This is a genomic window from Pseudomonas sp. S3_E10, from assembly GCF_054667615.1.
Map to the genome: position 1 here is coordinate 79,515 of NZ_CP162743.1, position 14,742 is coordinate 94,256.

The following is a 14,742-nucleotide window of genomic DNA, read 5'->3' on the forward strand; positions in this document are numbered from 1 at the left end:
CTGCATGCTGTATCAAGAAGTCGGTCAAATCAGCACCTCCTACGCGGCCGAGCGCCGCACCTTTCGCCTGCGCCAGGACCGCATCGGGTTGTGGCTGCTGCTGGGCTTTGCCTTCGTGGCGATGCCCTGGCTGGGCAACGACTATTGGTTCAGCGCGATTCTGGTGCCGTTGCTGGTGCTGTCCCTGGCCGGGTTGGGCCTGAACCTGCTGACCGGCTACGCGGGGCAATTGTCGCTGGGCTCGGCGGCGTTCATGGCGGTGGGCGCGTTTGCCGCCTACAACCTGCAACTGCGCGTACCGGGTTTGCCCCTGCTGGTGAGCTTCGCCCTGGGCGGTGTGATCGCCGCGCTGGTGGCGGTGTTCTTTGGTCTGCCGAGCCTGCGTATCAAAGGGTTCTATTTGCTGGTGGCAACCCTGGCCGCGCAGTTCGTGGTGGAGTGGGTACTCACCCGCTTCAGTTGGTTTACCAACGACAACGCCTCGGGTGTGATCACTTCGCCGCCGCTGCGGGTTGCCGGGCTGGATTTCAGCTCGCCGCGTGGCCGTTATGTGCTGACGCTGGCGGTGGTGGTCGCGTTGTTCTGGCTCGGCAAAAACCTGGTGCGCAGCGAACTGGGCCGCAACTGGATGGCGGTGCGCGACATGGACACTGCCGCGGCCGTCATCGGCATCCGCCTGCTCAAAGCCAAGCTGCTTGCCTTTGCCATCAGCGGCTTTTACCTGGGCGTCGCCGGTTCGCTGTGGGCCTTCACCTACCTGGGCACCGTGGAGCCCCACGGCTTTGACCTGAGCCGCTCGTTCCAGGTGCTGTTCATCATCATTATCGGCGGCCTGGGCAGCGTGCTCGGCAATGTGCTGGGCGCGGCGTTCATCGTGTTGTTCCCGATCCTGCTGGGCAACCTCTTCGCGTGGTTGCCCGCTGGGTTGATGGACGCGGGCCAGCTGGAAAACATCCAGAAAATGCTCTTCGGCGCGCTGATCATCACCTTCCTGATCAAGGAACCTGAAGGGCTGGCCCGGCTGTGGCAGCGCTTTCGCCAACGGGCCAGGGTCTGGCCGCTGCGTTACTGAACTCCCCCCTACCGCTCTCGAGGAATTGCCTTCATGACACACCGCTTATCGCTGCGCCGCCTGGCACTGAGCCTGGCCTTGATGACCGCCGGGCTTGCCAGCGGCGCCCAGGCCGCCAACGAACAGTACTTCCCGCTGCAAAGCTACCGGGTCGGGCCTTACGCGGCCGGCGGTACGGGGTTCTTCGGCGGGTTTATAGACTACCTGCAATACATCAATGCCAAGGGCGGGGTGAATGGGGTCAAGTTGACCTGGAGCGAATGCGAGACCGAGTACGTGGTAGAAAAAGGCGTCGAATGCTACGAGCGCCTCAAGGGTGGGCTCAACGGCGCAGCGGCGGCGGCCACCAACCCACTGTCGGTGGGCATCGCCTACGCCACGCTGGACCGCTCGACCGCCGACAAACTGCCGCTGATCACCATCAACCACGGCCGTACCGACTCCACCGACGGCAGTGTGTTCCCCTACGTGTTTCCGCTGCAACTGAACCCGTATTCGGAAGTCTCGGCGATCATCAACTACATCGGCCAGCGCGAAGGCGGTGCCGACCAGCTCAAGGGCAAGAAAATCGCCGTGCTCTATCACGGTTCGCCCTACGGCAAAGAAACCAACGGCGTGCTGGAAACCCTCGCGAAAAACGCCGGCTTCGAACTGACGTTGCTGGAAGTGCCACACCCCGGCAACGAACAGCAATCGCAATGGCTGAACATCCGCCGCCTCAAGCCGGACTGGGTAATCCTGCGCGGCTGGGGGGTAATGAACCCGGTGGCGCTCAAGTCCGCGCAGAAAGTCGGCTACCCGGCCGATCACATCATCGGCAATATCTGGAGCAACTCGGAAGAAGACGTAGTGCCGGCCGGCAACGCGGCGAAGGGCTATATCGCGATCACCACGCACCCGTCGGGCACCGACTTTCCGGTGCTGCAAGGCATCAAGCAAAGCGTCGTCGACGCCGGCAAAGGCAACCTGGCCGACCCGAAACGCTTCGGCACGGTGTACTACAACCTCGGCGTGGTAAACGGCATTCTCAACGTCGAAGCCGTACGCCTGGCCCAGCAAAAATACGGTGACAAGCCCTTGACCGGCGAGCAGGTCCGCTGGGGCTTCGAACACCTCAACCTCGACGACGCACGCCTGCAAGCCCTGGGCGCCAAAGGCCTGGTGCAACCGCTGAAACTGTCCTGCGCCGACCACGAAGGCGGCGGCGCGGTGCGCTTTCAGCAATGGGATGGGCAACGCTGGAACCTGATCAGCGACTGGGTACAGGCCGACCGAGCCTTGTTGCGGCCGATCATCGAAGCATCGGCGGCGCAGTATGCGAAGGAGAAAGGCATCACGCCGAGGGATTGCAGCAAGGAACAGTAGGATTACTCAGCTGCAACGCAATTCAAACGTGGGAGGGAGCAAGTCGAACCGTCGCACCGCCCCTCCCACCTTTAGACCGCAGTGCTTCAGTTGACTCCCAGCTCCACCACCCCGCCATTCAACCGCACCGGCCACACCCGCAAGCGCTGGTTCGGCGCCTCCAGGCACTGGCCGTCCTGCAAACGGTAATGCTGTTTGTAGATCGGCGCAGCCACCACCAGCTCCCCCTTGATACTGCCCACCAAACCGCGCCCGATCACGTTCGCGCCGGATTCCGGGTCGTGGTTGTCGATGGCGTACAGCGTCTGGTCCTGCGCGCCGGGCAGGTAGAACAGCGCCACCTGCGCGCCGTCGAGCCACACCACCACGCCGGAGTTGCTCACCAGATCGGTCTCGTTGCACACGCTTTTCCAGGCGGCCAGGTGTCGCTGAGTGTTGGGCTGGCTCATCAGGCAATCTCCTCGATGACGGGAATCAGGTTGAGTTCGGCGGCCATGATCGGCCGGCGCTGGCCACGTTCCTGGACAAAGTGGATGTCCGGATCGGGGCGCTTGTCGTTGACGAAGGTGCGAAAGCGCTTGAGTTTTTCCGGGTCTTTAAGGGCATTGGCCCATTCGCATTCGTAGCGGTCGACCACAAGCTGCATCTGCGCTTCCAGCTCGGCACCCAGGCCCAGGCTGTCGTGCACGATCACATCCTTGAGGAAATCCAGGCCACCTTCCAGGCTTTCGCGCCACACCGAGGTGCGCTGCAGCTTGTCGGCGGTGCGGATGTAGAACATCAGGAAACGGTCGATGTACTGGATAAGCGTGGCGTCGTCGAGGTCGGTGGCGAACAGTTCGGCATGGCGTGGGCGCATGCCGCCATTGCCGGCGATGTAAAGGTTCCAGCCCTTCTCGGTGGCAATCACGCCCACATCCTTGCTCTGCGCTTCGGCGCACTCACGGGTGCAACCCGACACCGCGAACTTGAGCTTGTGCGGCGAACGCAGGCCCTTGTAGCGGTCCTCGATCAGCAAGGCCATTTTCACGCTGTCCTGCACGCCATAACGGCACCAGGTGCTGCCCACGCAAGACTTTACCGTACGCGTGGATTTGCCATAGGCGTGCCCGGTTTCAAAGCCGGCGGCGATCAGTTCGGCCCAGATGTCCGGCAGCTCGTGCAGTTGCGCGCCAAACAGGTCGATGCGCTGGCCGCCGGTGATCTTGGTGTAGAGGTCGTATTTCTTCGCCACTTCGCCGATCACAATCAGCTTGTCGGCGGTGATCTCGCCGCCCGGAATGCGCGGCACCACAGAGTAGGTGCCGTTCTTTTGCATGTTGGCCATGAAGGTGTCGTTGGTGTCCTGCAACGGCACCAGGGAGGCGTCCATGATCGGTTGGTTCCAGCAGGAAGCCAGGATCGAGCCCACCGCCGGTTTGCACACGTCGCAGCCGGTATGGCCGCGCCCGTGTTTGGCCAGCAGTTCTTCGAAGGTGATCACCCCTTCCACACGCACCAGGGCGTACAACTCCTGACGGGTATAGGCAAAGTGTTCGCACAGGCTCTTGTCGACGCTGACGCCACGGGCAATCAACTCATGCTCGAAGACCTGCTTGAGCAAGCCGGCGCAACCACCGCAACCGGTGCAGGCCTTGGTCTGCGCCTTGAGCTGGCCGAGGTCGCTGCAGCCGGCATCGATGGCCGAGCAGATCGCGCCCTTGTTGACGTTGTGGCACGAGCAAACAGTGGCCGACTCCGGCAACGCGCCTGGCCCAAGGGTGGGCGCGCCGGCGGACGACGGCAGGATCAGGCTGGCCGGTTCGGCGGGCAGCGCAATCGCGTTCTGCATGTATTGCAGCAAGGTGTCGTAGTAGCTGTTGTCGCCGACCAGCACCGCGCCGATCACATGCTTGCCACTTGCGTCCACCACCAGGCGGCGGTAGCTGGCGCTCGCCTCGTCGACGAACTGATAGCTGCGCGCACCCGGCGTGTGGGCGTGGGCGTCGCCAATGGAGCCCACGTCGACGCCGAGCAACTTGAGCTTGGTCGACATATCGGCCCCTACGAACGGCTCGGCGGCCTGCCCGCACAACAGCGCGGCAACCCCTCGGGCCATCTGGTACCCCGGCGCGACGAGGCCGAACAGGCTGCCGTTCCACGAGGCGCACTCGCCAATCGCGTAGATGTGCGGGTCGCAGCTCAGGCATTCGTCGTTGATCACCACACCGCCACGCGGGCCGATTTCCAGGCCGGCCTGGCGTGCCAGCGCGTCCTGGGCACGGATACCGGCCGAGAACACGATCAGGTCGGTTTCGAGAAACTCGTCATTGGCAAAGTTCATGCGGTAGCGGTACTGCTCGCCCGCGCTGATCGACTGAGTGGCGCGGGACAGGTGCACACCCACGCCCAACCGCTCGATCTGGGCCTTGAGCGCCAGGCCGCCAAAGTCATCCAGTTGCACCGGCATCAAGCGCGGCGCGAATTCCACTACATGGGCTTCCAGGCCGAGGCTTTTCAAGGCATTGGCGGCTTCCAGGCCGAGCAGGCCACCGCCGACCACCACGCCACGCCGGGCATTGGCCGCCGCCGCGCGAATGGCATCGAGGTCTTGCAGGGTGCGATACACCAGGCGCGAATCGCCTTCGGCGCCTTCAATCGGCGGCACGAACGGGTAAGAGCCGGTGGCCAGCACCAAGCTGTCGTAGGCCACACAGCCTTGCGCGGTGATCACCTCGCGGCGTGCGCGATCAATTTCCAACACCGGTACACCCAAGTGCAAGGTCACGCCCGGCGTCTGGTACAGCGACGCCTCGGACAGCGCCAACGACTCGGCGTCGCGGCCGGTGAAGTATTCGGACAGGTGCACACGGTCATAGGCACGCATCGGCTCTTCGCTGAACACATGCAACTGGTAGTGCTCCAGCGCCCCGCGCTGGATCAACTGCTCCACGCAATGGTGGCCGACCATGCCATTGCCGACGACGATCAGGGTTTTCAGCTCTTTCAGATTGGCGATCTTGGAATTCATATCAGCACCCGACGACGCTCATCACGGTTAAAAAAAGCAAAAAAAAACGCCTGAAACCTTACGGTTCCAGGCGTCTTTGCCTGTTCTTTTGCGGGATCGGTTCGGACGACATCGCCGGATCCATCGCTTTATGCCCATGACCTTTTATGGCCTGTCGATCGTCGTTGACCGAGTGGGGTTGAAGGGGAGCTTGCAGGCTCTGTGCCAATCCGGCGCAAGCCTGTTGTCACGGCTGCGCAAGGCCTTCAACCGCGCCCAACACCTGCGATTGCGCCTCCAAGTGGTGCGCCTCGCCTCAAAACAGCGCACCTGCCCCCGCCGGTTTACCGATGCGACGTGTGGCGAGCGAGCTTGCCCCGCGCAGTACAGCAAGCCCCGCGCCTCACCAAAAGCCGCTTATGCCACGGGTTGGAAAAGCTGGCGCGTGACTTGCTAGGAACACCTCAAGAGCAATCAACGCTGATTGCCCACACACGACAAAGGCGCCGTGCAGCCCCCGTTTTCAAACGGAGGGTTGCAGGGCGCTTTTTTGTTGTCGGGCAAAAAAAGTTTCGAGGGTTACAGATGGCAAACCAGAACGTACACAGCGTCTGTCCTTATTGTGGCGTGGGCTGCGGCATCGTCATGCAGGTCCAGAACAATAAAGTGGTCAAGGTCGTCGGCGACAAGGACCACCCCACCAACTTCGGCCGCCTGTGCACCAAGGGCACCACCTGCGGGCAAGCCATCGCCGAGTCCGGGCGCATGGAAAACGCTTACCTGCGGGAGAACCGCGAGCACGACCCAGTGCGTATCGCCATGGATACCGCCATCGACGAAACCGCCGGGCGCTTGCGCCACATCCTCGACCGCGATGGCCCCGATGCGCTGGCGTTCTACGTGTCCGGGCAGATGTCGCTGGAAGCCCAGTACCTGATCAATAAGCTGGCCAAGGGTTTTGTACGCACCCGCAATATCGAATCCAACTCGCGCCTGTGCATGGCCAGCGCGGGCAGCGGCTACAAACTCTCGTTGGGCTCCGACGGCCCGCCGGGTTCCTATGAAGATTTCGACCGCGCCGACCTGTTCTTTGTGATCGGCGCCAATATGGCTGACTGTCACCCGATCCTGTTCCTGCGCATGATGGACCGGGTCAAGGCCGGGGCGAAGCTGATCGTGGTTGACCCACGGCGCAGCGCCACCGCCGATAAGGCCAACCTTTATCTGCCGGTCAAACCGGGCACCGATCTCGCCCTGCTCAATGGTTTGCTGCACCTGCTGGTTAAAAACGGCCATACCGACCCGGCCTTTATTGCCGCGTTCACCGAAGGCTGGGAGGCCATGCCGGGTTTCCTCGAGGATTACCCGCCGCATACCGTCGCCCAGATCACCGGCCTTGCCGAAGCGGATATCCGCCAAGCCGCCGAGTGGATCGGCCACGCCGCCGAATGGATGAGTTGCTGGACCATGGGCCTCAACCAGAGCACCCATGGCACGTGGAATACCAACGCCCTGTGCAACCTGCACCTGGCCACCGGCGCAATCTGCCGCCCCGGCAGCGGGCCGTTTTCCCTCACCGGCCAACCCAATGCCATGGGTGGCCGCGAGATGGGCTACATGGGCCCGGGCCTGCCGGGGCAACGCTCGGTGCTGGTGGCAGCCGACCGCGCCTTTATCGAGGACCTGTGGCAAATCCCCCACGACAGCCTGCCGCGCGAAGCAGGCACCGGCACCGTGGCGCTGTTCGAGCAGATGGCCGCCGGGCAGATCAAGGCATGCTGGATCATCTGCACCAACCCGGTCGCCAGCGTGCCGAACCGTCAGACCGTGATCGATGGCCTGCGCGCCGCCGAGTTGGTGATCACCCAGGACGCGTTCCTCGACACCGAGACCAACCGCTACGCCGACATCCTGCTGCCCGGCGCGCTGTGGGCCGAAGCCGAAGGGGTGATGATCAACTCCGAGCGCAACCTGACCTTGATGCAAAAAGCCGTCGAGCCTCCCGGCGAGACCTTGCCCGACTGGCAAATCATCGCCCAGGTCGCCTGCGCGATGGGGTTTGCCGAGGCCTTCACCTACGCATCCGCCAGCGAAGTGTTTGAAGAAATCAAACGCGCCTGGAACCCCAAGACCGGCTACGACATCCGCGGCGCCAGTTACGCGCGCCTGCGCCAACAACCGCTGCAATGGCCGCTCGCCACGGCGGATGCGCCGGCTCGCAACCCGATCCGCTACCGTGATCACGGCACCCTCGCCTTCGCGACCGACAGCGGCAAAGGTCAGTTTTTCCCGCGCCCGCACATGCCGCCGGCGGAAATGCCCGATGACGCCTTCCCCTTCGTGCTCAACACCGGTCGCGTGCAGCACCAGTGGCACACCCTGACCAAGACCGGCAAGGTCGCCACCCTGAACAAACTGAACCCCGGCCCGTTCGTGGAAATCCACCCCGACGATGCCGCGCGGCTGGGCATCAGGGCCAAGGACCGGGTGCAGGTGCGCTCCCTGCGCGGCCACGCGGTGCTGCCCGCCGTGATCACCGAGCGGGTACGCCCCGGCAGCTGTTTCGCGCCGTTTCACTGGAACGATGTGTTTGGCGAGCACCTGGCGATCAACGCGGTGACCCACGACGCGGTCGACCCGATTTCGCTGCAGCCCGAATTCAAGTGTTGCGCGGTTGCCCTGGCGCGGGTCGAGTTGATCGATCACCAGTTCCTCGACCAACCGGCCTCCACCCATCCTGACCTTGCAGAGGACCTCGCCATGTCGCGCGCCGACGCTTTCGCCGAACTCGCCGGTATTCGCAATGTGCCTGCACCGTCACTCAGTGATAGCGAGCGCAGCTACCTCGCCGGGTTCCTCAGCGGCCTGCAATCCGTTGCCGGGAGCCAGGCCCACGGGGTACCGGTGATGCCGGCGAGCGCGCCGTTGGCCGAGCAAACGCGGCTGTGGCTGGACGGTATGCTCGCGGGGTTATTCAGTCGCGCGCACACCACCCCGGCGCCCTCCCCGGACGTCACCCTGTTGTGGGCCTCGCAAACCGGCAACGCCGAAGCCCTGGCTGAACGGTTCGCCAAGCGCCTGCGCGAAGGCGGCATCAGCGTCGAACTGAGCGCGATGGCGGACTTCCCGGCCAGCAGGTTGGCCAACACGCAGAACCTGGCGCTGATCAGCAGCACTTTTGGCGACGGCGACGCGCCGGACAATGGCGAAGCCTTCTGGCACAGCCTCAGCACCGTCGAAACACGCCTGGAGTCGCTGCGTTTTGCAGTGCTGGCCTTGGGCGATCCGAATTACGACCAGTTCTGCAAACACGGCAAGCGCCTCGACCAGCGCCTGCTGGAACTGGGCGCCACACGCCTGTTGGAACGGGTGGACTGCGACACCGAATTTGAAGAACGCGCCGATGCCTGGCTGACGCGCTTGCAGCAAACGCTGCACCCGACAAAATCCGTTATCCAAGCCACGCCCGCCGGCAAAACCAAGCTGCACGGCTCACGGCTGCTGCTCAACCGGCACCTGAACCCCCACAGCCAACACAAGGAAACCCGCCAGTTCGCCCTCGACCTCGCGGACTCGGGGCTGACCTATGAACCCGGTGACGCCCTTGGCGTGCGGCCGCGTAACTGCCCGGAATTGGTCAGCGAACTGCTCGACCTGACGCGCCTTGGCGCCAACACCACGGTAAACATCGACACCTTCGGCGATGTGCCGCTGCAACAGGCCCTGACCCAGCATTTCGAAATCGCCCGGCCCAGCAGCGAGACCCTTGCCTTTATCGCCGAGCGCAGCGCCAACCCAGGCCTTGAGCAATTATTGCGGCCCGAGCACAAGGCCCAACTGAACGAGTGGCTGTGGGGCCGGCAACTGGTGGATGTGCTGCAACACTACCCCATCGACTGTTCGGCGGATGAGTTGCTCTGCACCCTCAGGCGCCTGCAACCGCGCCTGTACTCGATCGCTTCCAGCGCCAAGGCGCACCCGCAGGAAGTGCACCTCACCGTGGCGGCCGTGCGGTATGGCAAGCGCAAGGGCGTGTCGTCGACCTTCCTCGCCGACCGTGTCGGTGACGGCGAGGTGCCGGTGTTTGTGCAACCGTCCAAGCACTTTCGCACGCCCCGCGACGGCGATGTGCCCATGATCATGATTGGCCCGGGAACCGGCGTGGCGCCGTTCCGCGCGTTTTTGCAGGAACGCCGCGCCCTCGGGCACCCGGGGCGCAACTGGTTGTTCTTTGGCGAACAGCACGCCGCCAGCGACTTCTATTACCAGGACGAACTGCAAGGCATGCAACGCGACGGTTTGCTTACCCATCTGAGCCTGGCGTTCTCGCGCGACCAGGCGCAGAAGATCTATGTGCAGGACCGCATCCGCGAACAGGGCGCCGAGCTGTGGCGCTGGTTGCAGGACGGCGCCAGGCTGTACATCTGCGGCGACGCCAGCCATATGGCCAAGGATGTCGACCAGGCACTGCGTCAGGTGGCGCAAACCCACGGCGGGCTTGGTGCGCAGAGCGCCGTGGAGTATTGGCGCCAACTGAGCGAGCAGAAACGTTATCTGCGTGATGTGTATTGATTGGATACAGAACAATCGCGTTTTGTATTGTGTACAAAAAACCCTAAAGATTTACCTTGGCCGGGCCGAAACATCAGTGATAGCAAATCGCCGTGGTTCTTTTTCTGGAACCTGACGATTTGGCCGCCCTCTACGCTGATGGTCGTCTCGATGAAAATTAAAAATAAGCTTGTACTGGCTTTTGTCTCCGTTGCGTTTATCCCGGTAAGCCTGGTGGCGGTGATCTCTGTGATGAATACACGGACCCAGGCGGTCGATCAGTTCATCGACGGCAGTACCCGCGAAATCCGCCAGATCGACGGTAACATCCGTCAGTTCTTCGACGGCACGCAGCAAAACGTCGATCAGATGGCCACCGATCCTGTATACACGTCCATCGACACGCTGAAGAACTACCAACCCGCCGACGCCGCGAGCCAGCCGATGCCGGCGGCCGCGCAGGCGGTTATCGAGCGCTTCGCGCGTTTCGGCGCGACCCACCCGGCGGCGGCGATCCTGTCCATCGGCCTGGAAGACGGTACCTACGTCAAATGGCCGGATGACCCGCAACTGGCTAAATACGATCCCCGCGCGCGCCCCTGGTACAAGGCGGCAATGGCCAGCCCCGGCAAAACCGTGCGCACCCCGGCGTATTACTACGACAAAGACGACGTGGCCCTGGTCGGCACCGCGCGCGCGTTGCTGGACAACGCCGGCAAAGCCAAAGGCGTCTTCGTGGTCAGCGTGTCGCTGAAAAACCTCACCGAGCTGGTCAAGAGCATCAAGCTCGGCGAAAGCGGCTACGTGATGCTGATCGAAGACGGCGTGGTGCTGGTCGACCCGCGCGACGCCGCCCACAGCTTCAAACCGCTCAAGGATCTCGGTGCGGCCTATGCGCAGCTGGCGAATACCGCCCAAGGCTCTACCGATGTGGAGATCGACGGCGTGCGTTACATGGCCAACGTGTGGACCTCCCCCGGCCTGGGCTGGCGTTATATCGGGCTGATCGAACACAACGAAGTGATGGCCGAAGCCACGCGCATGACCTACCTCACCGTGGCCATCGTCGGCGTGCTGGTGCTGATCTTCGGGTTGCTCGCGGCGGCGTTTTCCAAGGTCATCGTCAAGCCCATCGGCCAGGTCAGCACCGGTTTGCAGTCCATCGCCCAAGGCGAGGGCGACCTGCGTCATGAATTGCAGGTGCAGGGCAAGGATGAAACCGCCGAACTGGCGGGCTGGTTCAACAAGTTTCTCGCGGCCATTCGCCAATTGATCCAGCACATCGGCGCGGCCTCGGCCAATTTGCAGAACGCCTCGAAGGTCAACAGCGAGGTGGCGCATAACATGAACGAGGCCGCCGGGCGCCAACGCGAGGCAGTGGAACTGGTGTCGACGGCATTCAACGAAATGGTCGCCACCGCCAACGAAGTCGCCCGTTCGTGCAGCGGCGCCGCCGAGTCCGCCGAAAATGGCCACCGCCGCGTCGCCGAAGGCAAGCAGCAGATCGAGCTGACGACCGAAAACGTCAACCGCCTGGGCCGCCGCCTCACCGAATCGTCCCAGGCCATGGTCGAGCTGGAGGCCGGCAGCCGCAGCATCAACCAGATCCTCGGCACCATCCGCGCGATTGCCGAACAGACCAACCTGCTGGCGCTCAACGCCGCGATTGAAGCCGCGCGGGCCGGCGACCAGGGCCGGGGGTTTGCGGTGGTTGCAGACGAAGTCCGCGCACTGGCCAAGCGCACCTCCGATTCCACCAGTGAGATCGAGCAACTGCTCGGCACCCTGGGCAGCAAGACCGAAGAAGTCACGCAGAAAATGGGCAGTTGCCTGGACCTGTCAAAGGCCAGCGTGTCGTCCATCGAAAGCGCGCGGGACAGCTTTGAGGGTATCCAGTTATCGGTGAATGAAATCCGCGACCAAAACCTGCAAATCTCCGCCGCCGCCGAGGAGCAACACAGCGTCGCCGAAGAGATCAACCGGCACATCCAGCAGATCTACGACGAAGCACGGCTGGTGGAAAGCCTGGCCAACTCCGCACAGGACGACTCGGGACGGTTGTCGAACCTGTCGGATGAGCTGAATGGATTGGTGGGGCGGTTCAAATCGTAAAGGGCCGGATGCCGGCCCGGCGGTGAACACCGATGTCGGTAACAACAGAGATCAAATGTGTGGGGGCTTGCTTCCGATAGCGGTGTGCCAGCCACCCCACCAGCCAGCCCTGCCGCCGCCATCGAAGCCTCGCTGAAGCTCGACATCTCCCGCAGGGGGATTGGCGGCGGCTGCAGTTCTCATGTGCGATGCACCTCAATCACCACCCCCTCCTCCTCACTCGGCACACAGAAATGGCGTGTGATCAGATCAAACTCGGCATCCGTCGCGGCGAAATCATGGTCACCGCGCGCATTGCGCGCATGCAGCCGTGCACGGCACGTGTCGTCGTCGAGCTCGAGGTAGTGCAGGCGGTGCGGCACCTGGGCTGCCTGGGCCAGGCCAACCAGCCATTCGCGTTGGCTCAGGGTATTGGCCGGAAAATCCAGCACCACGTTATTGCCTGACGCCAGCAGGTTGATAACCAGCGGCCCCAACACCCCACGAATGCGCTGGGCGCAGCGCAGGTAGTCGCTGATCGACAGGATTTCGCCGGGGTACAACTGCGCAAGCCACTGGTCTTCGCTCAGCAGTATCGCGCCGTGTTCAACGGTGAGGCGGTGGGCAAGCGTTGACTTGCCCGAGGCGATCTTGCCGCACAGCAGGTGCAGGGTTGGCATGGGGATGCTTCCTTTGTGTGGCACTGAAGCATGCCATCTTTGACGCTGTTTCCTAACATTTCAGCGTCAATTGCCCTGAACTTTCCTACTTGCGCTGCGTTCACTTCCTATGTGCTGCCCCGACCTGGGGCGTTGATAACGTTGGAAAGCAACAAGGAGTCGCCGCCACCATGACTACCCTCTCCACCTACCGCCCTACGCCAGGCCCGCTGCACGCGACCTTGCTCGCCGGCACCGTGCCGTTGTTCCTTGGCGCCCTGCTCAGTGACATTGCCTACGGCAAGACCTACCAGATTCAGTGGGCCAACTTCGCCTCGTGGTTGATTGCCGGCGCGCTGGTGTTTGCCGGGCTTGCGCTGTTGTTTGCGCTGGTCAACCTGGTGCGCGCCGAACACAAGGCCGGGCAGCCGCTTGCGTACTTCCTGTTGTTATTGGCGACGTGGGTGCTCGGCTTGGTCAACGCGTTCCAGCATGCCAAGGACGCCTACGCGATGATGCCCACCGGCCTGGTGCTGTCGGCGATCGTTGCCGTACTGACGCTTGCGGCGACCTGGATCGGGCTGCGTTCGGGAGGTGCCCGATGAAAACGTCCAGCACATTGACCCTGTTGAGCGCCGCCCTGTTGCTGAGTGCCTGCGGTGGTGAAGGCGACAAGACCCAGGCCCACGGCCCCGATCCCAAACTGGCCGAGCAACAAAGCAGCCTGATACCAAGCATGAAAATCGCCGAACCGACCCCCTGGGGCGAGCAGAAACCCAAGGTACCCGAAGGCTACAGCGTCACGGCCATCGCCACCGACCTGGCGATCCCGCGACAGACGCTGGTGCTGCCCAACGGTGACGTCCTCGTCGCAGAAGGCCGTGGCGGCAGTGCGGCCAAGCTCAAGCCCAAGGATGTGATCGCCAGCCTGATCAAGGCCCAGGGCAACACCCAGGTCAAGGGCGGCAACCGCCTGACGCTGCTGCGCGATGCCGATGGTGACGGCACCTACGAACTGAAGACGGTGTTTGCCGAGAACCTCAACGCGCCCTACGGCCTGGCGTTTGCCGACGGCAAACTCTATGTGGCCAACCAGGACGCGCTGGTGCGCTTCGATTACACCGACGGCCAGACCAAAGCCGCCGGCGCGCCGACCAAAGTCACCGACCTGCCGGCGCAGATCAACCATCACTGGACCAAATCCCTGGCCATCAGCGCCGACGGGCGCCAGCTGTATGTGGGCATCGGTTCCAACAGCAACGTCACCGAACGCGGCATGGAAGTGGAAATCGACCGTGCCATGGTCTGGCAGATCGACGCCGCCACCGGCGCGCATAAACCCTACGCCACCGGCCTGCGCAACCCCACGGCACTGACCATGCAACCCGGCACCGGGCAACTGTGGACAGTGGTCAACGAACGTGACGAACTCGGCCCCGACCTGGTGCCCGACTACCTGACGTCGGTGCGTGAAGGCGCCTTCTACGGCTGGCCCTACAGCTACTGGGGCCAGAACGTCGACCCGCGCGCCCAACCGCAGGACCCGGCCAAAGTCGCCGCCGCGATCAAACCGGATTACAGCCTGGGCTCCCACGTGGCCGCGCTGGGCGTGGACTTTTCCATCCCGGCCATGGGCGACACGTTTGCCGACGGGGTGTTTGTGGGTGAACACGGCAGTTGGAACCGCCCGAACCCGGTGGGCTACAAGGTGATCTTCGTGCCGTTCAGCAACGGCAAGCCATCCGGCGAGCCGATTGATTTTGCGACCGGTTTTCACGGGGACGACGGCAAGACCCGCGGGCGCCCGGTGGGGGTGACGGTGGACCCAAAAGGTGCGCTGATCATCGCCGATGACCTGGCCAATACCGTGTGGCGGGTGACGCGGACTCAGTAACCGCTGATACCTGTCTGCCTGATGGAGATCCAAATGTGGGAGGGCTGTGCCCCTCCCACATTAAACTGCGCAGTTTGTAAGATTTTTATACGATCAATATTGATTTTTCGACTGGCGTTCG

9 protein-coding genes and 1 pseudogene are annotated in these 14,742 nt (G+C 63.1%); 7 read left to right on the plus strand and 3 right to left on the minus strand.

The features are described 5' to 3' along the window. The first annotated feature begins 4 nt into the window (after positions 1–4). Both AB4N98_RS00365 and AB4N98_RS00370 read left to right on the plus strand, forming a co-directional pair. The gene (locus AB4N98_RS00365) at positions 5–1,072 is read left to right on the plus strand and encodes a branched-chain amino acid ABC transporter permease (RefSeq protein WP_068934841.1); all 1,068 of its coding nucleotides are present in this window, start codon (positions 5–7) and stop codon (positions 1,070–1,072) included. Between the two features lie 33 nt (positions 1,073–1,105). After that, the gene (locus AB4N98_RS00370; RefSeq protein ID WP_065878489.1) at positions 1,106–2,437 is read left to right on the plus strand and encodes an ABC transporter substrate-binding protein; all 1,332 of its coding nucleotides are present in this window, start codon (positions 1,106–1,108) and stop codon (positions 2,435–2,437) included. Positions 2,438–2,523: 86 nt separating this feature from the next. Here AB4N98_RS00370 and nirD read toward each other — a convergent pair whose 3' ends face one another. Both nirD and nirB read right to left on the minus strand, forming a co-directional pair. Next, positions 2,524–2,886 carry a nitrite reductase small subunit NirD gene (gene nirD / locus AB4N98_RS00375; protein WP_017530412.1) on the minus strand — a complete coding sequence of 121 codons (363 nt, stop codon included), beginning with the start codon at positions 2,884–2,886 and terminating at the stop codon, positions 2,524–2,526. Next, positions 2,886–5,447: a nitrite reductase large subunit NirB gene (nirB, locus tag AB4N98_RS00380; protein WP_065878487.1), complete on the minus strand. Its 2,562-nt coding sequence runs from the start codon at positions 5,445–5,447 to the stop codon at positions 2,886–2,888. Before nirB ends, nirD begins: the two co-directional genes overlap by 1 nt. 564 nt (positions 5,448–6,011) lie before the next feature. Here nirB and AB4N98_RS00385 point away from each other — a divergent pair. From AB4N98_RS00385 to AB4N98_RS00395, 3 genes and pseudogenes are all read left to right on the plus strand, one after another. Beyond that, the gene (locus AB4N98_RS00385) at positions 6,012–9,998 is read left to right on the plus strand and encodes a molybdopterin-dependent oxidoreductase (protein WP_460149153.1); all 3,987 of its coding nucleotides are present in this window, start codon (positions 6,012–6,014) and stop codon (positions 9,996–9,998) included. Between the two features lie 348 nt (positions 9,999–10,346). After that, positions 10,347–11,186 (plus strand): annotated as a pseudogene (locus AB4N98_RS00390) (cache domain-containing protein); the annotation flags it as partial. A gap of 198 nt (positions 11,187–11,384) precedes the next feature. Then, positions 11,385–12,089 (plus strand): methyl-accepting chemotaxis protein, encoded by a 705-nt coding sequence (locus tag AB4N98_RS00395; RefSeq protein ID WP_460149559.1) that lies wholly within the window; start codon positions 11,385–11,387, stop codon positions 12,087–12,089. Positions 12,090–12,268: 179 nt separating this feature from the next. Here the strand turns inward: AB4N98_RS00395 and AB4N98_RS00400 are convergent, their stop codons facing one another. Next, a complete protein-coding gene (locus tag AB4N98_RS00400) occupies positions 12,269–12,748 on the minus strand; it encodes a P-loop nucleotide/nucleoside kinase family protein (protein WP_017530417.1) in 480 nt (159 codons plus the stop codon). Positions 12,749–12,918: 170 nt separating this feature from the next. Here AB4N98_RS00400 and AB4N98_RS00405 point away from each other — a divergent pair, with 170 nt between their 5' ends. Both AB4N98_RS00405 and AB4N98_RS00410 read left to right on the plus strand, forming a co-directional pair. Continuing rightward, positions 12,919–13,332, plus strand: a complete 414-nt coding sequence (locus tag AB4N98_RS00405; RefSeq protein ID WP_017530418.1) for a DUF2231 domain-containing protein — start codon at positions 12,919–12,921, stop codon at positions 13,330–13,332. Next, complete coding sequence (locus AB4N98_RS00410) at positions 13,329–14,621, plus strand: PQQ-dependent sugar dehydrogenase (RefSeq protein WP_135196560.1); 1,293 nt, start codon at positions 13,329–13,331, stop codon at positions 14,619–14,621. The genes AB4N98_RS00405 and AB4N98_RS00410 overlap by 4 nt, the downstream gene beginning before the upstream one ends. The last annotated feature ends 121 nt before the right edge of the window (positions 14,622–14,742 follow it).

Coding starts and splice junctions, on each gene's coding strand:
- nirB (WP_065878487.1), bottom strand. CDS start 5,447: ATGAATTCCAAGATCGCCAATCTGAAAGAGCTGAAAACCCTGATCGTC.
- nirD (WP_017530412.1), bottom strand. CDS start 2,886: ATGAGCCAGCCCAACACTCAGCGACACCTGGCCGCCTGGAAAAGCGTG.
- AB4N98_RS00365 (WP_068934841.1), top strand. CDS start 5: ATGCTGTATCAAGAAGTCGGTCAAATCAGCACCTCCTACGCGGCCGAG.
- AB4N98_RS00370 (WP_065878489.1), top strand. CDS start 1,106: ATGACACACCGCTTATCGCTGCGCCGCCTGGCACTGAGCCTGGCCTTG.
- AB4N98_RS00410 (WP_135196560.1), top strand. CDS start 13,329: ATGAAAACGTCCAGCACATTGACCCTGTTGAGCGCCGCCCTGTTGCTG.
- AB4N98_RS00405 (WP_017530418.1), top strand. CDS start 12,919: ATGACTACCCTCTCCACCTACCGCCCTACGCCAGGCCCGCTGCACGCG.
- AB4N98_RS00395 (WP_460149559.1), top strand. CDS start 11,385: ATGGTCGCCACCGCCAACGAAGTCGCCCGTTCGTGCAGCGGCGCCGCC.
- AB4N98_RS00400 (WP_017530417.1), bottom strand. CDS start 12,748: ATGCCAACCCTGCACCTGCTGTGCGGCAAGATCGCCTCGGGCAAGTCA.
- AB4N98_RS00385 (WP_460149153.1), top strand. CDS start 6,012: ATGGCAAACCAGAACGTACACAGCGTCTGTCCTTATTGTGGCGTGGGC.